Source organism: Pseudomonas fluvialis (assembly GCF_014207935.1).
In the GTDB taxonomy this organism is placed as follows: Bacteria; Pseudomonadota; Gammaproteobacteria; order Pseudomonadales; family Pseudomonadaceae; genus Aquipseudomonas; species Aquipseudomonas fluvialis_A.
This window is the reverse complement of the sequence record NZ_JACHLL010000007.1, coordinates 112610-130786: the sequence shown is the minus strand read 5'-3', so window position 1 is coordinate 130786 and position 18177 is coordinate 112610. Positions and strand designations below refer to the sequence as shown.

At 63.7% G+C, this 18177-nt stretch carries 15 protein-coding genes and 2 riboswitches; of the genes, 9 read left to right on the top strand and 6 right to left on the bottom strand.

Annotation, left to right across the window (positions count from 1 at the left end; genetic code table 11):
- Positions 1–3261, top strand: a 3261-nt coding sequence (locus tag HNP49_RS17495) for an S-layer family protein (RefSeq protein WP_184685417.1), incomplete at its 5' end; no start/stop codon positions are given.
- 54 nt (positions 3262–3315) lie between these two features.
- Complete coding sequence (locus HNP49_RS17490) at positions 3316–3654, top strand: tryptophan synthase subunit beta (RefSeq protein ID WP_184685416.1); 339 nt, start codon at positions 3316–3318, stop codon at positions 3652–3654.
- Between the two features lie 24 nt (positions 3655–3678).
- Here the strand turns inward: HNP49_RS17490 and lapD are convergent, their stop codons facing one another.
- The 6 genes from lapD to selD form a co-directional block, all read right to left on the bottom strand.
- Positions 3679–5625 carry a cyclic di-GMP receptor LapD gene (gene lapD, locus HNP49_RS17485; protein WP_184685414.1) on the bottom strand — a complete coding sequence of 649 codons (1947 nt, stop codon included), beginning with the start codon at positions 5623–5625 and terminating at the stop codon, positions 3679–3681.
- Between the two features lie 8 nt (positions 5626–5633).
- Positions 5634–6338 carry a cysteine protease LapG gene (gene lapG, locus HNP49_RS17480; RefSeq protein WP_409372564.1) on the bottom strand — a complete coding sequence of 235 codons (705 nt, stop codon included), beginning with the start codon at positions 6336–6338 and terminating at the stop codon, positions 5634–5636.
- Positions 6339–6476: 138 nt separating this feature from the next.
- Positions 6477–6728 (bottom strand): DUF1145 domain-containing protein, encoded by a 252-nt coding sequence (locus tag HNP49_RS17475; protein WP_184685412.1) that lies wholly within the window; start codon positions 6726–6728, stop codon positions 6477–6479.
- Between the two features lie 88 nt (positions 6729–6816).
- A complete protein-coding gene (locus HNP49_RS17470; RefSeq protein WP_184685410.1) occupies positions 6817–7191 on the bottom strand; it encodes a hypothetical protein in 375 nt (124 codons plus the stop codon).
- A gap of 194 nt (positions 7192–7385) precedes the next feature.
- Positions 7386–8486 (bottom strand): tRNA 2-selenouridine(34) synthase MnmH, encoded by a 1101-nt coding sequence (gene mnmH, locus HNP49_RS17465; protein WP_184685408.1) that lies wholly within the window; start codon positions 8484–8486, stop codon positions 7386–7388.
- Positions 8486–9520, bottom strand: a complete 1035-nt coding sequence (gene selD / locus HNP49_RS17460; RefSeq protein WP_184685407.1) for a selenide, water dikinase SelD — start codon at positions 9518–9520, stop codon at positions 8486–8488. The genes mnmH and selD overlap by 1 nt, the downstream gene beginning before the upstream one ends.
- 183 nt (positions 9521–9703) lie before the next feature.
- On the opposite strand from selD, the gene HNP49_RS17455 reads away from it, so the two are divergent.
- The 7 genes from HNP49_RS17455 (at position 9704) to HNP49_RS17425 (ending at position 18160) form a co-directional block, all read left to right on the top strand.
- A complete protein-coding gene (locus HNP49_RS17455; RefSeq protein ID WP_260407242.1) occupies positions 9704–11869 on the top strand; it encodes a hypothetical protein in 2166 nt (721 codons plus the stop codon).
- 204 nt (positions 11870–12073) lie between these two features.
- Positions 12074–12940 carry a putative selenate ABC transporter substrate-binding protein gene (locus HNP49_RS17450; RefSeq protein ID WP_184685405.1) on the top strand — a complete coding sequence of 289 codons (867 nt, stop codon included), beginning with the start codon at positions 12074–12076 and terminating at the stop codon, positions 12938–12940.
- Positions 12937–13743, top strand: a complete 807-nt coding sequence (locus tag HNP49_RS17445; RefSeq protein WP_184685404.1) for a phosphonate ABC transporter ATP-binding protein — start codon at positions 12937–12939, stop codon at positions 13741–13743. The genes HNP49_RS17450 and HNP49_RS17445 overlap by 4 nt, the downstream gene beginning before the upstream one ends.
- A complete protein-coding gene (locus HNP49_RS17440) occupies positions 13743–14576 on the top strand; it encodes an ABC transporter permease (RefSeq protein WP_184685401.1) in 834 nt (277 codons plus the stop codon). The genes HNP49_RS17445 and HNP49_RS17440 overlap by 1 nt, the downstream gene beginning before the upstream one ends.
- On the top strand, positions 14573–15340 hold the full coding sequence (phnE, locus tag HNP49_RS17435) for a phosphonate ABC transporter, permease protein PhnE (RefSeq protein ID WP_184685399.1): 768 nt from the start codon (positions 14573–14575) through the stop codon (positions 15338–15340). The genes HNP49_RS17440 and phnE overlap by 4 nt, the downstream gene beginning before the upstream one ends.
- Positions 15341–15501: 161 nt before the next feature.
- A riboswitch (guanidine-I (ykkC/yxkD leader) is annotated at positions 15502–15605 on the top strand.
- Positions 15606–15664: 59 nt separating this feature from the next.
- Positions 15665–16732: a putative urea ABC transporter substrate-binding protein gene (locus tag HNP49_RS17430; protein WP_184685397.1), complete on the top strand. Its 1068-nt coding sequence runs from the start codon at positions 15665–15667 to the stop codon at positions 16730–16732.
- Between the two features lie 181 nt (positions 16733–16913).
- Positions 16914–17022: riboswitch (guanidine-I (ykkC/yxkD leader) on the top strand.
- Positions 17023–17092: 70 nt separating this feature from the next.
- On the top strand, positions 17093–18160 hold the full coding sequence (locus tag HNP49_RS17425; RefSeq protein ID WP_184685395.1) for a putative urea ABC transporter substrate-binding protein: 1068 nt from the start codon (positions 17093–17095) through the stop codon (positions 18158–18160).
- Positions 18161–18177: the final 17 nt, after the last annotated feature.

Below are 18177 nucleotides of genomic sequence, written 5' to 3'. Positions count from 1 at the left end.
GGCGACCTGCCGCCGGTTGAAGTCACCGTCACCGACGGCACCACCCCGGTTGCCGGCAGCGTCAACGTGCCGGTCACCAGCGACGTCAACGACGCGCCAAGCATCGATGTCACCGCCCAGACGATCATCGAAAACAGCGCTGTCGCTGGTACCGTAGCCGCGACCTACACCACAGCCGATGAGGAGAACGGCAGCCTGAGCATCGCCTTCGCCGCAGGCTCCAACGTTGATGGTTATTACGTACTGGCCAATGGACGAGTCGAACTGACAGCTTCCGGTGCCGCCTACGTCAATGCAGGGGGCAGTCTGCCGGCAGTCAGCCTGGTGGTGACGGACAATGGCAGTCCGGCTCTGAGCGGTAGCGACAGTGCGACACCGTCCATCACCGCCAGCAACGATGCCCCGACCATCAGCGTTCCTGCTTCGATCAACGCCAGCGAAGACGTCAGCCAGGCTCTTACCGGCATCACCTTCTCCGACGTCGACGCTGGCAGTGCCTCGGTTTCGGCCACGCTGTCGGTTAGCGCCGGCACCCTGCAGGCCGCCGGCATTGCCGGTGTGAGTGTGATCGGTTCTGGCACCAGCAGTCTGACGCTGGTGGGCAGCATCTCGGCCCTGAATGCCTTTATCGCCGCCGCCGGTGTCAACTACACCAGCGCCAGCAACGCCAGCGGCACGGTCAACCTGAACATCAAGCTGGACGATCAGGGAAATACCGGGATTGGCGGTGCTCTCACGGCTGACGCCAGCACTCAGATCCTGATTGCCGGCGTTGCCGATGCCCCGAACCTGCTGGTCAGCAACGCCAGCGGCAACGAAGACAGCGCCATTGCGCTTTCGATCAGCGCAGCGCTGACCGATGCCAGTGAAACACTGTCTTCCGTGACGATTTCAGGCATCCCGGCGGGTGCCAGCTTGAGCAACGCCAGTGGCGCGCTGACCTTCACTGGCGGCAGCATCACATTGAGCGCATCGCAACTGACCGGGCTGAGCATTACTCCGCCGGCACACAGTGATATCGACTTTACGCTCAACGTATCGGTCAGCAGCACCGATGGCAGCAGCACTGCCACCAGCACGCAGGCCCTGACCGTTGCGGTCAACGCGGTAGCCGATGCGCCGAGTCTGACTCTAGGCGGCACAGACCCCGTGCTTTATCCGACAGCCAGCGGCAGTACAGCCAATGGCCGTGGTTTGACCCTGAAGTATTTTGACGATGTGATTGGAGCTGGCTCCGGTACCACTGAACGCACCGCCGCCAACCTTGAAGGCATCATGGCCGGCATGACGGCTACCAACTCGCAAGTGATTGGGGATCTGGACCTTTACACTGAAGGAAATACAAGCAACGACCAGTTCGAGCTGAACACCGGTGATGGCGTCAGCGTGACGGGCCTGATCTTCCTCGAAGCAGGCAAGACTTACACCTTCACGGGATACCGAGACGACACTTCTCAGTTTGAAATTGGCGGTACCGTCGTCGATAGCAGCAACTACGACAGCTACGGCAATGTCACTTGGACCTACACAGCGACTCAGAGCGGCTATTTCAGTTTTGAACTGTATGCCGCCAATAGCACGGGGGCGGGCGCAATTGCCCTAGATGTGAGTGTCAACGGAGCAACGGCACAACCGCTGAACAGCCTGCCCCTGTTTACCGATATCACTGCGGTGGACAGCAGTAACTTCCAGCATGGTGCCTTCGTCAGCAACGCTGGTGGAGGTTACTACCCGGCAACCCTGAACAATGGCAATGAAGACAGCCTGATTCGCCTGCAGAACATCAATACGGCACTGGTCGATAACGATGGGTCGGAAAGTCTGGTCGTTACGGTGGGCAGCATTCCTGTCGGGGCCATGCTGACCGACGGAACCAACTCCTTCACCGCTACGGCGGGTGCCACATCGGCCACAGTCACCGGCTGGAACCTGAGCAATCTCTATATCAAGCCGCCGCTGAACTTCTCCGGAAGCTTCAACCTGAGCATCACGGCGACATCAACCGAGAACGCCAATCCGTCGACGGCCAGCAGCACACAAGCTATGACGGTGAGTGTCACTCCGATGGCCGATGCCCCGCTGGTGCTGGCCCCCGCGACCCTCACCGCGACAACACGGGCAAGCACCACGACGTACAACACGCTCGGCTTCCCGATTATTGCTGCGCTGGCCGACAACTCGGAAACACTTGCACTCATTATCAGCGGGCTGCCCGTGGGCGTGACCCTGAGCGACGGAGTCAACAGTTTCACGGCAAGCGCCAGCGCAACCAGCACAGCCGTCACCGGCTGGACGCTGGCCAATCTGACGCTGAGTATTCCCAGCAATGTCGCAGACACCACCGCGACACTCACGATCACCGCGACCTCGACCGAGGCCAATGGAGCCACAGCCACGACCACGCAGTCCGTGACGTTGTATGAGGATGTCAGCACAACCACGCGAACCAACCAAACCGGCACAAACGCTGATGACTACATGAGCATCACCAATACCACTACCCGCTCTGGCGGTACGGGTAATGACATCATGGTCGGTGACGGTACCAACAACACCCTCAACGGCGACGCTGGTAACGATGTACTGCTGGGCAACGCTGGTAATGACACGCTGAGCGGCGGCGACGGTGCCGACCGCGTCGAAGGCGGCGATGGCGATGACAGCCTGAGTGGTGGTACGGGCAATGACATGCTGCTGGGCGGAGCTGGGGTCGATAGCCTGTCGGGCGGAGATGACAATGATTACCTCGACGGTGGCGCCGGCAACGATATTGGCACCTCCAATGCCGCTTCCCTGCTGGGTGGCGCCGGCAATGACATCATCCTCGGCGGTGCTGGTAACGACGGTCTGGACGGCGGCACGGGTAATGACACCCTCATCGGCGGCACTGGTAACGACTACCTGACCGGCGGCAGCGGAGCGGACCTGTTCCTTTGGCAATCGGGTAACACCGGCAATGACCGGGTACTCGACTTCTCGCCTAACAAGGCCACTCCGGCGAGCGGCGATACCCTTGATCTTTCCGCACTGTTGATCGGCGAGAACGATGGCAACATTCTCAACTACCTGAGTATCGATACGGTCACATCGACATTGCAGATCAATATCAATGGCCAACTTGGCAGCAATGGCGCCGACATGACGATCAAACTGGAGAACGGCTCTGGAGCTGCTGCGGACCTGAGTAGCTTTGGCACGACCTCCAGCGACATCATCAACTCGCTCGTTGCATCCAATGTCGTGAAAATCGATCACAGCTAAGCTAATCAGCGGTGCCTGCCCGTTCGGGCAGGCCGCAGGGGAAGGATGATGGCGATGTTCTATGTGCAGCGTGATGCCAGCGGGCATCTGCAGCGGGTCGAGGTTGCACCGTTCGAGGGTATGAGCGAGACACTCACGGCCGAGGCGCACGAGATTCAGGCCTGGTTTGCCAATCAGGATGTCGAGTCGAGCCTGCTGCAGCTCAAACAGAGCGACCTCGACATGATCCGTGTGGTGGACGACCTGGTGCATCTGCTGATCATCAAGGGCGTCATCCGCATCACCGACCTGCCGCCGGCAGCGCAGGCCAAGCTGCTGACCCGCTCCCAGGCGCGGGAATCCCTGGGCGGACTGAGCCGCCTGATCAACGACGAGGAAAGCGGCATCATCTGATGCCGCCCACCACTTAGAACCGCCTTACTGCCAGAGAGCCGGCTCGCCAAACAGGCGACCCTGCACGCCACTGATCCCCAGGTCCTTGAGTACCTGCCATTCGCCGGCTGTTTCCACGCGCTCGCCGATCAGCGGCAGGTCGATGCTGTTGGCTGCGCGCTGCATGGCCTCGATGAACAGGCGCTTGTCGTTTTCCTCGTCGATGGCACGCAGGTAGCTGCCGTCCACCTTGAGGTAGGCCAGGCCCAGGCGAGCCAGGTTGCCGATCATGCTGAAGCGACCACCGAAGTGCTGCAGCGCCAGGTCGAAACCCAGCTCGCGCAGCTGCTGGGTGAGACTTTCCAGAACGCTCTGCTCCGGCAACTGATCTTCGTCCAGCTCCAGGGTCAGGCGCCCAGCCAGCTGCGGTTGCTGCCGCAAACGCGCCAGCAACTGTGCCTGTACCTGCGGATCGCGCAGGCTGGCGCCGGACAGGCTGAGGGCCATCGGCGCGGCATGACTGGCCATCTGCTTGAGCAGCAAATCGAGCATCACCAGGTCGAGCCGCGCGCTCCAGCCGAAACGCTCCAGCCACGGCAGGAAGCGCCCGGCCGCCAGCGCCGTGCCATCGCGGTCGAGCAAACGCGCCAGTACCTTGTGATGAATGACAGTGCGGCCGTCGGCGGCACTGACCACCGGCTGGCTGAACAACTGGAAGCGCTGCTGCGTGAGCGCCTCGTCGAGCAGCTGATACCACTCCTTGCGCTCGTCACTCTGCGCCACCTGCACCTGCCCCTCGGCACAGGCCCAGGCCTGCAGGGGCTGGCTGCCAGCGGTGGCGAGTGCCTCGTCGGCGAGCTGGAACAGTTGCGCGGCATGGTCGCCCGGCTGGAACAGGGTCAGGCCCAGGTGCGCCAGCGGCTGCACATCCGAGGCGCCGGTGGCCTGCAGGCTGGCCAGGGCGCTGAGCAGGTTCTCCGCCAGTTGCTCGGCTTCCTCGCGATCCACCCCGGGCGCCAGCAGGGCAAACTCGCCACCGCGGTTGCGCGCCAGCACGCAGCCACGCTCGCCCGTGCTGGACAGCTGCTGCTTGAGCAACTGCGCCACGCTCTTGATCAACTGGTCGGTGCGCTGACCGCCCAGACGCTGGTTCAGGCCACCCAGGTCATTGATGCGCAGCAGCAGCAGCAGGCCGGAACAGGCGTGCTCCTCTTCGTGCAGGCGGGCCTGCAGCTGCAGGTCGAAATAGCGGCGGTTGGCAAGCCCGGTCAGGCTGTCCTGATAAGCCTCTGCACGCAGCTTCTCGCTGCGCGCCGCCTCCTCGGCGAACAGCGCCTTGAGCTTCTCCACCATCTGGTTCATCGCCGCCACCACGCGGCGGAACTCCGGTGTCTTGGGCAGATCGGGCAGGCTGAGAAACTCGCGCCGGGCGATGGCATTGGACTGCGCGACCATGTAGTCCAGCGGGCGCAGCTGACGCTTGAGCAGCAGCACGCCGAGGCAGATGCTGAGCAAGCCGCACAGCGACAGCCAGAGCAGACTGCCCAGGGCGCTCTTCCACAGCTTGTCGATGGCAAACAGCGGGTGACTGACCACCTCGACCCGCGCGGCCTGGCGCCAGCCATCACTGATGATGGCGTCCGCCACCGCAGGCTGCAGGCGCACCAGTTCTGCGAACCACTGCGGCGCCTCGCTGGTCACCGGAATGCCGCTACTTTCCACCAGCACCTCGCCGCTGACCGGGTCCATCACCCGGATGCTCTCGAAGTAGCCGCTATCGAAGATGGAGCTGACCATCAGCTCCATCATCGGCTGGTCTTTGACATGCGGCGTCAGCGACAGGCCCAGCGCGGTCGCGGCATCCTGTGCGTGGGAGCGCAGCTGGTTGACCTGCTGCTCACGCGAGCTCTCCAGCCCGACCAGAAAGCTGCCGGTGAAATTCACCAGCATCAGCAGGCAGATGGCGATGAACAGTTGCTTGAACAGGGACATGGAAACTCCTACTGGGCCGACTCGGCCGGAAAGCCTTCTGCTTGCATTTTCTTGGTCAGATCGACCCAACGCGAGAGGCGCTTGCTGTCGCCAACCCGCTTGTTGCCACCGGCGCCCGGCAGCCACATGCCTTCGGCATTGAAGGCATACACCGGCACCAGATCATTGCGCTTGTCGGCGCTGACGATGCCGTCGATCAGGTTGTCCAGCACCAGCGGTATGGCATTGGGCGTGGGGTAATAGGTCAGCACCATGTGCGCCTGTTTCAGGCGCACGGCCTTGACGTAAGTGATGCGCAGCTTATCGCTGGGCACCCCGAGCTTGCGCAGAGTGAAGTACTTGGCGATGGCGTAGTCTTCGCAATCCCCCGCCCCCTTGTGCAGGGCTTCGACGGGCGTGGCCCAGTAGTCCTTGGTCTTCCACAGTGCGATATCGTCGCGAAAGCGCAGGTTGCGGTTGAAGAACAGATTGACCGCCTGCAGCTTGTCACCCACCGGCGCATCGGCCTCGACACGCAACAGTTCTTGCCAGTCATTCAGGCGAAAGCGCGCGCTGCCCAGGGGGCCGTAGCGTTTCTCAGCGAGCTTGGTGATGCGGCCGAAATCCCAGTCTGCCTCCAGGCTGCCGATCAGCAGCAAGGCAGCCAGCAGCGGCAGCAGGACCAGGGTCGTGCGGCGCCAGCGGCGAGGGCGATGGATCAGGCGGGCAAGCAAGCGGCGGTTTCCCCAGCGAGCAGACGAAAACGGCGCCGCTGCTCCAAGCAAGGCGGCGCCGCTGTGCTGTCGATGGTGCGTCGGGCACGTGGCAAAAAGCAATCACCACCGCCGATTAAACCGTCGGATTCAGAGCAATCAAGCCTGGCGCAAACCACGCATATGCAGAATGCCGAACAGCAGTACCTGCACACGGTCCAGCCAGGGCTGCGGGCGCTGGCTGAGCCGCTTGTTGAACAGCGCCACCTCGCCGACATGGGCCAGCAGGGTAGCGCCGGCGATCAGATTGACCGGCCAGTACCAGGCTTCGCCCAGCGGGTAGAACAGGTTGAGAATCGCGAGCAGCCAGAACGCGGTCAGCGCGCCTTTGGCGAAGTTCAGCAGGGCCATGCAGTACTCCTAGAGAGTGGGAAGACCATGACAGTCTGCCTGACTTCACGCCTCACCACGTTCCTCACTTTGGTCGGGCAACTGCGGATCAGTAATGGCGGATCTCCCAGCCACGCCCCCGGTCACGGTCACGGTCACGGTGATGATCATGATGCTCTCGCCACTGCCTCTGCTCACGGTAGCGCCGCTCCTGCTCGCGCACATACTGGCCGCCCCAGACAGGTGCCGCCCAATAGCCCGGCGTGGCCTGGCGATACTCCCGGTGATGCTCGGAGCGGTAAGGGTGGCGGGGCTCCTGACGGTAGATCACTACCGGCGCCGGCTGCCGGTAGTAGCGGTACTCCACCACGGGCTGCTGGTGATAACGCGTCGCGGGGTAACGCTCAACGGGATAGCCCGGCTGCCGGTAGCCATAACCGTCATAGCGGGGCTGCGGATAACCGCGCTGGTCCCACTCGGACATTACACAACCAGACAGGGACAAACTCAGACACAGCAAAGCGGATTGGGATAATCGACTGAGCATGGCGGCCTCCTGCGACCGCTGGGGACGACGCCGGCGACTGCCGGCATCCGGGAGATGCACTCCCATGCTCGATTGGAGTGTGCGCCGCGGAAAAAGCTCCGCAGCGCCATAGAATAATTTTTGCGTTCGAATCAGCCGCGGCGATTGCGCTGGCGCAGGTACTCCAGCACCGCCTTCTGATCGCCGCAAAACTCGATGCGCTCGCCCTTGCTCTCGCGCTGGAAGGCATACATCGGGTCGTAGTACTCGCTCAGCAGCCCCTCGATCCAGCCCAGGTGCAGGCTCACCTCGCCACTGCGCTCCTGCTCGGCCAGCGCCGCCTGCATGATCGCGCGCAACCGTGCATGGCGCTCACCGCCGAGGCGTTTGAGAATGTTGTCGAGGCTCTGCAACAGGCGTGCGGCGAACAGGGCAAAACCCTCTTCCTCACCGTGGACCTGACGAAACTCGCTGGCTAGGCCGATCACATAGTCGCCGAGAATGCGCCGGGCGCGACCCTCGAAGCTGTCCTCCAGCCACACCAGCGGGAAGTGCTGCATGCCCTGATACAGCTCCAGCGGCAGGGAACAGCTGCCGACAAGACGGCTTTCGTCCTCCAGCACGAACTGCTCGGTGCCGGCATTGCGCTGCTTGAGGATATCGATGGCCAGGCGGTTCTCGAAATCGATCTGCCCCGGCTGGCCGGTGGCGCGCTTGCCGAAGCTGGAGCCGCGGTGGTTGGCATGGCCTTCCAGGTCCAGGCTGTTGCCCAGTTGCGCGATTACCTCTGTCTTGCCGGTGCCGGTCATGCCGCCGACGATCACAAAATCGCACTCGGCCACCGCCTGCTGGGTGGTCTCGATCAGGAAGGTCCGCATGGCCTTGTAGCCGCCGAGCACCCGTGGGTAGTCGATGCCGGCCTCGGCCAGCCACTGCTGGACGATCTGCGAGCGCAGGCCGCCACGAAAGCAGTACAGGTAGCCGTTGGGGTTGGCCCTGGCAAAGGCCGCCCAGGCCTCGACCCGCTGGGCCTTGATCTGGCCGCCGACCAGTTGATGGCCCAGCTCGATGGCCGCCTGCTGCCCCTTCTGCTTGTAGCAGGTACCGACCTTCTGCCGCTCGATATCGGTCATCAGCGGCAGGTTGACCACACCGGGGAAGGCGCCCTTGTGGAATTCCACCGGGGCGCGCATGTCCATCAGCGGGATATCGTTGAGGAAAATCTCGCGGTAGTTGCTGCTGTTGTCGCGCATCACAGCACCTCTACCGCGTGGCTCTGTCGTGCAGCCAGCTGACCGATGGGCGCAAGGCTCAGGCCCAGCTCGGCGGCGACACTGAGGAACTCGGCCTCGCCCTCCAGCGTCACGGCAATCAGCAGGCCGCCGCTGGTCTGCGGATCGCAGAGCAGGTTGCGCTGCTCCTCGGAAATCGGCGCGATCTTATCGCCGTAGCTGTCGAAGTTACGCAGGGTGCCACCCGGCACACAGCCCTCGGCCAGGTAGTAATCGACGCCCGGCAGGCGCGGCACGGCAGCGTAGTCCAGCTGGGCGGTGAGATTGGCACCGTCGGCCATCTCCACTAGGTGGCCAAGCAGGCCGAAGCCAGTGACATCCGTCATCGCCGTGACTCCGGCCAGCTTGCCGAAGCGCGCGCCCGGCTTGTTCAGGGTGCACATCCAGTCACGCGCCAGACCGATATCCTCGGCACGCAGCTTGGCCTTCTTCTCGGCGGTGGTGAGGATGCCGATGCCCAGCGGCTTGGTCAGGTACAGCCGGCAGCCGGCCGTGGCGGTGTCGTTGCGTTTCATGTGCTTCTTCTCAACCACACCGGTCACCGCCAGGCCGAAGATCGGCTCCGGGGCATCGATCGAGTGGCCGCCGGCCAGCGGGATACCGGCGGCATCGCACACCGCGCGGCCACCACGAATCACCTCGCGGGCCACTTCCGGCGCCAGCACATTGACTGGCCAGCCGAGGATGGCGATGGCCATCAGCGGATCGCCGCCCATGGCGTAGATATCGCTGATCGCGTTGGTGGCGGCAATCCGCCCGAAATCATAGGGATCGTCGACGATAGGCATGAAGAAGTCGGTAGTCGAAACCACCCCGCGCTCGTCGTCCAGGGCATAGACCGCCGCATCGTCACGCGAGGCGTTGCCGACCCAGAGCTTTGGATCGAGATTCTGCGCGCCGCTGCCGGCGAGGATCACTTCCAGCACCTTGGGGGAAATCTTGCAGCCACAACCAGCGCCGTGGCTGTACTGGGTCAGGCGGATCGGCTCGCTCATCGCACTTTCTCGGCAATAACGGAAAACAGGGCGGCGATTCTAGCAAACCGCCCGCCCCACGGCGGCAGGCAAAAAGAGTGATGGGTTACCGGCAGAATGCCACTAGTCCGTTTATAGTCAGTTGCTAAGGAGCATTGTGGTACGTCTGCTCCAATTTCTGCCTGTACACACGGACTGTCGACCATGAAGAAAAATAAAAATAGCGATTCCACGGTTTCCGAGCCGCGCATCATCACCGCTCCGGTCGAGGCCGCAGAAGATGCCAGCGGCATACCACCCGGTCTGTTGCCTGGCGGCGAGCAATACCTGTACTTCACCGAGCGCGATATCGACCGCATTCTGGAAAATCTCGACGGTCTGCGCGACCGGGTGTTCCCCCGTCTGCACGGTGACGAAGCGGGCGAGCCGCGCAACAGCCAGCACTTCCCCTCGGTGTGTCTCATCGGTCTGGGCCGCTGCGGCTCGAACATCGCCCTGGACGTTGCCTCGCTGGTGTACAACGCGCGCAAGTTCTACCTCAACGAGTTCAGCAACGTCAGCAAGGACAAGGCCGAACAGCGCCCCACCAGCTGGATTCGCAACAACCTGCGGCTATCCGGCGGGCGTGGTGCCAAGCCGGTGTTCCTGATCGAGCCGCTGGTGATGCTCGGCGATCTGGACAAGGACATCGAGGGGCGCATCCGCTTCTCGCGCAAGGCCGAGAGCAACGGTTTCCTCAGCGACTACAGCAAGATGAAGATCATGGACCTCTCCGAGGTGCATGCCGGTGGCGCCGGTAACGCGCCGATCCTCGGCCAGTACCTGGCCAAGATCATCCTCAACAAGGACACCCAGCGCTTCTCCAACGCCGACTGGAAGTTCATCCACAGCTACCTGATCGACTCCTGCGGGATCAAGGCCAACCAGTCACGCCTGTACTTCTACATATTCAGCGCCGGCGGCGGCACCGGCTCGGGCATGGCCTCGGAGTTCGGCCTGGCCCAACAGTTCTCCTACATGAGCAAGACCTTCGAGACCAAGGAGAACGAAGAGGAAGACAACCACTCGTTCGTCTTCGAGCCGATCTTCACCAGCGGCATGTGCATCCTGCCGAGCATCTCCGATCAGCGGATAGAAATGTCGGAAGCCCTGCATATCAACGCCGGCCGCCTGCTCTGCAAGTACCTCGCCGAGGAGTGGGACTTCTCCTACAACTTCGACAGCGAGGAGACTGGCGAAGAGAGCGTGATGCGCCGCATCCGCCCGTGGAACGCGATGATGTTGATCTCAAACGACATCATGCGCTACGCCGAGGAAAGCGACGGCGGCAATGTGCAGAACATCGACGTGAACGCCATGGAGCGTCATGCCAACCAGTACATCTCGCAGCAGATCTTCAACATCCTCACGGCCCAGGCGGTGACCACCGACTACGACCAGAACTACTTCCGCCGCGCCGGCATCGATATCGGCGAGACCATCCGCCTCGATGCCAATGACCTGTTCATGAGCCTGGCAGGTCCCGTGGCGGTCGCCTACGCCGAGTCGGTGGTGGCCGAGCAGACGCCGGTAACGCCCACCGAGAAGTTCAAGGTATTCGACAAGGAGCCGCCCAAGCTCAACATCGACGACCTGTTCTTCCGCTCCATCGACCTGCCGCACTTCAACAAGGCGACCCAGGCCATCGAGGGCATCAGCCTGCTGCCGATCGAGGCCAAGCGCTACCGCGAAGCGCTGGACAACTACAAGAAGTCCGGTTTCGACGCCAGCGCCCTGAGCGACATGCATTTCTTCAAGAACTGTTCTTCGGTGGTGTCCATCGTCTCGCTGCCCAAGGACTACAAGCTGTCCTACATGGACCTCAACCGCCTCAAGAGCCACCTCAACAACCTGTTCCCCAACACCACCCTCAAGCGCTACGCCCTGGTGATCGGTGCCTCGGCCAACCTGTCGCTGACCACCTTGGTGGTGAAGAGCCCATGCCTGTCGGATGACTTCCTCACCCTGATCGTCGCCTTCATCAAGCGCTGCTTCGCCCGCGAACCGCACCGCTACGATGAGAGTCTGGACAACGCTCTGCTGGAACTGATCGTTGCCGAGGAATTCGACGAGGCGCGCATCGACGCCATGCTCAACGAGCACGAAAACCCGGCGAAGATCCTCGACACCAACTGGTTTGCCATCAAGCCGATGTACGAGAAGAAGTACCGCGAGCTGGTCAATGACCGCGACAAGTTCGTCTCGATCAACGACATCCGCCTGTCCCGCGAGAGCGTGAAAAAGGCCATCAAGTACCTGCGCGAGATCTACCGCCACCGCATCGGCAAGACCCGCGTCATCTCGCTCAACAACTACACCCCGCCGCACTGACCGAGGCGATCTGATCCCAAAGCCGACCGGGGCCTGCCATGCAGGCCCCGTTTGTTTTTGCGCCACAACTGCCCGTGCCCGGCTTAACCCTCTATAATGCCGGCCGCTCTTTACCCTCGCTGCAGAAGCACATGCCGTGGCAATGCCGATCGGCCCCGCTTCTTCGTCGATTTTTTCCGCTATTGAACCGGAGAACTTCCCATCATGCTCAAGCGCACTCTGACGCTGGCCGCCGGCCTTGCTCTGTCCTTTTCCGCCGTCGTGGCCCAGGCCGCCGACGTACTCGCCACTGAAGTACTGAAAGTCACCGCCATTCCGGACGAAGCGCCGACCGAACTGCTGCGCAAGTTCAAGCCGCTGGGCGCCTACCTGGAACAGCAACTGGGCATGAAGGTCGAGTTCATGCCGGTGGCCGACTACCCGGCCGTAGTCGAGGCCATCGCCGCTGACCGCATCGACCTGGCCTGGCTGGGCGGCTTCACCTTCGTGCAGACCCGCCTGAAGACCGGCAACGCCATCCCGCTGGTCCAGCGCGAACAGGATGCGGTGTTCACCAGCAAGTTCATCTCCAGCGACCCGGCGGTCAAATCCCTGGCCGACCTCAAGGGCAAGACCTTCGCCTTCGGCTCGGTATCGTCCACCTCCGGCAGCCTGATGCCGCGCTACTTCATGCAGCAGGACAAGATCGTTCCGGAAACCTACTTCAGCCGCGTAGCCTTCTCCGGCGCCCATGACGCCACCGCTGCCTGGGTCGAGGCCGGCAAGGTCGATGCCGGCGTACTCAACGCCAGCGTGTGGGACAAACTGGTCGCCGCCGGCAAGGTGGACACCAAGAAGGTCCACGTCTTCGCCACCACCCCGACCTACTACGACTACAACTGGACCGTGCGCGGCAGCCTCGACCCGGAACTGGCCGGCAAGATCAAGGCCGCCTTCCTCGCCCTGGACCCGGCCAAACCTGAGCACAAGGCCATTCTCGACCTGCAGGCCGCCTCGCGCTTCATCGAGACCAAGCCTGAGAACTACAAGGGCATCGAAGAGGCAGCCCGCGCGGCCGGCCTGCTGAAGTGACCCTTAGCCTGTCCGGCGTGGGCCTGACCCACGCCAACGGCCAGGCGGCACTGACGGACCTCACGCTCGCCGTTACCCAGGGCGAGCGTGTGGCCATCATCGGTCCGTCAGGGGCCGGCAAAACCAGCCTGCTGCGCCTTCTGGCCACCGCCCTGCAACCCAGCAGCGGTGAGTTGCGCCTGTTCGGCCAGCAGCCCTGGGCGCTCTCCGCGCGTCAGCGCCAGCAGTTGCGCCGGCGCATCGGCCTGATCCACCAGAGTCCGCCACTGCCACCGCGCCAGCGCGTGGTCACCGCGGTGCTGGCCGGTCGCCTCGGCCACTGGTCGCTGGCCAAGGCCCTGCTCAACCTGATCTACCCGCAGGAGCGCCAGGCCGCCAGTGCAGCCCTGGCCCGCCTCGACCTCAGCGACAAGCTTTATGAACACTGCGATCAGCTCTCCGGTGGCCAGCTGCAGCGCGTCGGCATCGCCCGCGTGCTCTACCAGGGCGCCGAGCTGATCCTCGCCGACGAGCCGGTGTCGGCCATGGACCCGGTGCTGGCCGGACACACCCTGGAAATCCTCAGCCAGGAAGCGCAACAGCGTGGCAGTACAATGATCGCCAGCCTGCATGCCGTGGACCTGGCCCTGGCGCACTTTCCGCGCGTTATCGGCCTGCGCGACGGTCGCGTACTGTTCGACAAGCCGAGCCAGGCGGTGACCCCGACCGACCTCGAGGCGCTGTACGCCAACGCCCAGTTGCAGGTCAGCGTGCCGGCCTCGCCGGTGGCGCCACCGGTCACCCTGCACATCCCGCGTTGCTGATGAATCCGCACCGCACCGTCGCCCGCGACCCCGCCGCCCTGCCGCGCCTGCTGCTTACGCTGCTGGCTCTGGCCCTGCTGTGGCCAGGTCTGGCACTGTCCGAGCTGAACCTGGCCGTGCTGTGGCAGGCGGACAACCTGGCGACCATGGGCAAGTTCGTCGGCGCCTTCTGGCCGCCGGCCCATGACACCGACTTTCTCGACCTGCTGCTGACCGCCACCCTGCAGACCCTGGCCATGGCCACCGCCGGCATGGCCCTGGCTCTGCTGATCGCGGTACCGGCGGCGCTGCTGGCCAGTCGCGCGCTGTCACTCTCGGCGCTGCCGCGCGGCGGTCGCCCGGCACCCTGGGCCCAGGCCCTGCGCTGGCCGGTACGCGGCCTGCTGATCGTGCTGCGCAGCGTGCCGGAGATCGTCTGGGCGCTGCTGTTCGTCCGCGCCGTCGGCCTCGGCCCCACTGCCGGGGTGCTGGCCATCGCCATCACCTACAGCGGCATGCTGGGCAAGGTCTATGCGGAAATATTCGAGTCGGTGGACCAGAAACCCACCCGCGCCCTGCTGCTGTCCGGCAGCGGGCGCCTGGCGGCCTTCTGCTACGGCACGCTGCCCAATGCCGCCGGTGAGCTGCTGTCGTACACCGTGTACCGCTGGGAATGCGCCATCCGCGCCTCGGTGGTGATGGGCTTCGTCGGCGCCGGCGGTCTGGGCCAGCAGATGGACCTGTCGATGCGCATGTTTGCCGGCAACGAAGTGGCCAGCCTGCTGCTGACCTTCCTCGCCCTGGTTCTGCTGGCCGATGCCCTCAGCCGGCTGCTGCGCGGGAGGCTGCAATGAAGCGCCTGCTCGACCTGGGCCTGCTGCTGGCCGTCATCGCCGGCGTGGTCGCCGCCTTTGCCTACCTGCAACTGGACCTGGCCGGTCTGTTCAGCGCCGACAGCCTGCGGCAGATGGGCCAGTACGCCGTGCGCTTCCTGCAACCGGACCTGTCCGGCGCCTATCTCGCCAGCATCGCCCGTGGTGCACTGGAAACCCTGGCCATGTCGGCCCTCGGCACCCTGCTCGCCGCCCTCGCCGGCCTGCTGCTGGCCCTGCCGGCGGCCGGTCGTTTCGGCGGTGCCGCCGAAGCCCTGGCCCGCCTGCTGCTCAATGCCCTGCGCGCGGTGCCCGAGCTGGTGTGGGCCGCGCTGATGGTGCTCGCCGCCGGCCTCGGCCCCAACGCCGGCACCCTGGCGCTGGCCCTGCACACCGCCGGCGTACTTGGCCGGCTGTTCGCCGAGGCGCTGGAGAACACCCCAGCGGAACCGGCTCAGGCCATTCACCTGGCCGGCGGCTCGCGCCTGACCGCCTTCCTCTACGGCACCCTGCCAGGCGTGTTGCCGCAGCTACTCGCCTACAGCCTGTACCGCTGGGAGAACAACATCCGCATGGCCAGCGTGCTCGGGTTTGTCGGCGCCGGTGGCCTGGGACAGATGCTCTACGTCAGCCTCAGCCTGTTTCAGGAAGCCCAAGCCGCCACGGTGATCCTGGCCATGCTGGTTCTGGTCCTGCTGGTGGACATCTGCAGCAGCCAGTTGCGTCAGCGCTGGCTCAAGGCCTGAGCGCCCCACAACGGCGCGCCAGACCACCCGCCTCCCCATCGCAGTGCAGTCAACCGACTGCAAACGCCAAGCGCATCACGCTTCCGTGGCTCGCACGTGTCTTGGCACGATCCTCGCAAATCCCTGATTAAACAGGGAAAAGATTGTCTTACAGGATGATCGTAATAGCCGACTAGGGTTCCGATCTGCCTCACCCGGCAGGTGACTGGTCCGAGAGTCGGCGACCTCCATCGAGGTTACACGGCGGGATAAAAGCCCGGGAGAACACCGGCCAACGGCGGCCGGGTACCTGTGTTCCTGATCACTGACCAATGGAGGTCCGCCATGCGTACCCGCGTCCTACTTGCCTGCCTGTTCAGCGGGCTGCTTTTTTCGCTTGCTCCCACCGCCTTCGCCGCGGAAAAACCCTCGTTCAAGGTGTGCTGGTCGATCTTCGCCGGCTGGATGCCCTGGGGCTATGCCGCCAGCGAAGGCATCGTGAAAAAATGGGGCGACAAGTACGGCATCGATATCCAGGTCGATGAAGTGCCGGACTACGTCAACTCCATCGAGCGTTACACCAGCGGCGAATATGCCGGCTGCGCCATGACCAATATGGACGCCCTGACCATCCCGGTAGCGGCTGGCGTCGACAGCACCGCACTGATCGTCGGCGACTTCTCCGACGGCGCCGACGGCATCCTGATCCGTGGTGCCAACCGCAGCCTGCGCGATCTCAAGGGCAAGACCATCCTGCTGGTGGAGAACTCGGTGTCGCACTACCTGCTCAGCCGCGCCCTGGAGTGGGCGCTGCTCAAGGAAAGCGACGTGACGATCCAGAACGTCTCCGACAAGGACATCGTCAAGGCCTTCGTCAGCGGCCAGGGCGATGCGGTAATTACCTGGAACCCGCTGCTGGCCGACATCAAGCGCCAGGCCGAGGTCGATCAGGTGTTCAGCTCGCACTACATCCCCGGCGAGATCGTCGACCTGATGGTGGTCAACAGCCAGGTATTGGCCAGCCATCCGGAGCTGGGCAAGGCGCTGACCGGCGCCTGGTTCGAAACCCAGCGCCTGATGGGCCTGCCAACCGCCGAAGGTGCCGCCGCCCGGGCCAAGATGGCTGCGGCTGCCGGCACCACGCCTGAAGACTTCGACGAGCAACTGGACACCCTGCGTTCGTTCTATGCGCCGCGCTATGCCCTGGCCTTCGCCACCGGTAGCAAGATGCCCGAGCTGATGCGCCGCGTGGCCGGTTTTGCCGATGCCCACCAACTGCTCGGCAGCGAAGGCAACGGCCTGGCCCGCATCGGCATCAGCTTCAGCGAGGGCCGGGTGATCGGCAACCGCGACAAGGTGCTGCTGCGCTTCGATCCGATCTACCTGCAGATGGCCGACGATAAATCCCTCTAGGGCGGCCCAGCCAACGCACCACAAGACAGCCCGACACTCTCTCGGCGCACCACCCCGGTGCGCCGGCAGCCTGCAACCCCGATCTCAACGCCACGCGGCACGGCAAATGCCACGCTGGCACGATGTTCGCAAAACACTGTTCATGCAGTAGCAGCCCTGCTCCGGCAGCGGCACACAATCAGCAATGGCTGACTAGGGTTCCGGCCCGTCCACCGAACAGGGACGGGTGACTGGTCCGAGAGTTGGCGACCTCGTTCGGGGTTACACGGCGGGACAAAAGCCCGGGAGAACGCGCCACCTGGTTCGCCAGCGATGTGCCGCGCTGCTCCTGCCCGTATTCCATCGAACTGGAGGTTCACCATGCGCAAGTCCCTGCTCGCTTCGCTCTTCGCCGCCGGCCTCGGCGCCCTGCTCGCCCAGCCGGCCCTCGCCGAGAAGAAAGACCATTTCAGCGTCTGCTGGACCATCTACGCCGGCTGGATGCCGTGGGAATACGGCCAGGCCGAGGGCATCGTCGACAAGTGGGCGAAGAAGTACGGCATCAATATCGATGTGGTGCAGCTCAACGACTACGTCGAGTCGATCAACCAGTACAGCGCCGGCCAGTTCGACGGCTGCACCATGACCAACATGGACGCTCTGACCATCCCGGCGGCCGGTGGCGTGGACAGCACCGCACTGATCATCGGCGACTTCTCCAACGGCAACGACGGCATCGTGATCAAGGGCGAGAACAAGACCCTGGCCGACCTCAAGGGCCAGAACGTCAATCTGGTGGAACTGTCCGTGTCGCACTACCTGCTGGCCCGCGGCCTGGAACGCGCCAAGCTGACCGAGAAGGACCTCAAGGTGGTCAACACCTCTGACGCCGACATGGTGGCCGCCTTCGCCACCGATGACGTCACCGCCGTAGCCACCTGGAACCCGCTGCTGGCCGAAATCGAAGCCACACCGAAAGTCAGCAAGGTGTTTGATTCCAGCCAGATCCCCGGCGAGATCATCGACCTGATGGTGGTCAACAGCGACACCCTCAAGGACAACCCGGAGCTAGGCAAGGCCCTGACCGGCGCCTGGTACGAAATCATGACCATCATGAAAACCGACAATGCCAAGGGCAAGGCCGCCCGCGAGCATATGGCCAAGGCTTCCGGCACCGATCTGGCCGGCTACGACGCCCAGCTGGCCGCCACCAAGATGTTCTATTCCGCCAAGGATGCCGTGGTCTTCGCCAACAGCCCGAAACTGCCGGCAACCATGACCAAGGTGGCGGAGTTCTCCTTCAGCCACGGCCTGCTCGGCGAAGGTGCGCAAAGCGCCGAAGCCATCGGCATGGCGTTCGCCAAGGGCGTGGTCACCGGCGACAAGAACAACGTCAAGCTGCGCTTCGATCCGAGCTACATGCAGATGGCGGCCGACGGCACGCTGTAAGCGCCTGCTGATAGCCC

Bases quoted from the DNA above. Each gene is read 5' to 3' on its own strand.
- HNP49_RS17490 (WP_184685416.1), top strand. From the start codon at position 3,316: ATGTTCTATGTGCAGCGTGATGCCAGCGGGCATCTGCAGCGGGTCGAG.
- lapD (WP_184685414.1), bottom strand. From the start codon at position 5,625: ATGTCCCTGTTCAAGCAACTGTTCATCGCCATCTGCCTGCTGATGCTG.
- HNP49_RS17475 (WP_184685412.1), bottom strand. From the start codon at position 6,728: ATGGCCCTGCTGAACTTCGCCAAAGGCGCGCTGACCGCGTTCTGGCTG.
- HNP49_RS17470 (WP_184685410.1), bottom strand. From the start codon at position 7,191: ATGTCCGAGTGGGACCAGCGCGGTTATCCGCAGCCCCGCTATGACGGT.
- mnmH (WP_184685408.1), bottom strand. From the start codon at position 8,486: ATGCGCGACAACAGCAGCAACTACCGCGAGATTTTCCTCAACGATATC.
- selD (WP_184685407.1), bottom strand. From the start codon at position 9,520: ATGAGCGAGCCGATCCGCCTGACCCAGTACAGCCACGGCGCTGGTTGT.
- HNP49_RS17455 (WP_260407242.1), top strand. From the start codon at position 9,704: ATGAAGAAAAATAAAAATAGCGATTCCACGGTTTCCGAGCCGCGCATC.
- HNP49_RS17450 (WP_184685405.1), top strand. From the start codon at position 12,074: ATGCTCAAGCGCACTCTGACGCTGGCCGCCGGCCTTGCTCTGTCCTTT.
- HNP49_RS17440 (WP_184685401.1), top strand. From the start codon at position 13,743: ATGAATCCGCACCGCACCGTCGCCCGCGACCCCGCCGCCCTGCCGCGC.
- phnE (WP_184685399.1), top strand. From the start codon at position 14,573: ATGAAGCGCCTGCTCGACCTGGGCCTGCTGCTGGCCGTCATCGCCGGC.
- HNP49_RS17430 (WP_184685397.1), top strand. From the start codon at position 15,665: ATGCGTACCCGCGTCCTACTTGCCTGCCTGTTCAGCGGGCTGCTTTTT.
- HNP49_RS17425 (WP_184685395.1), top strand. From the start codon at position 17,093: ATGCGCAAGTCCCTGCTCGCTTCGCTCTTCGCCGCCGGCCTCGGCGCC.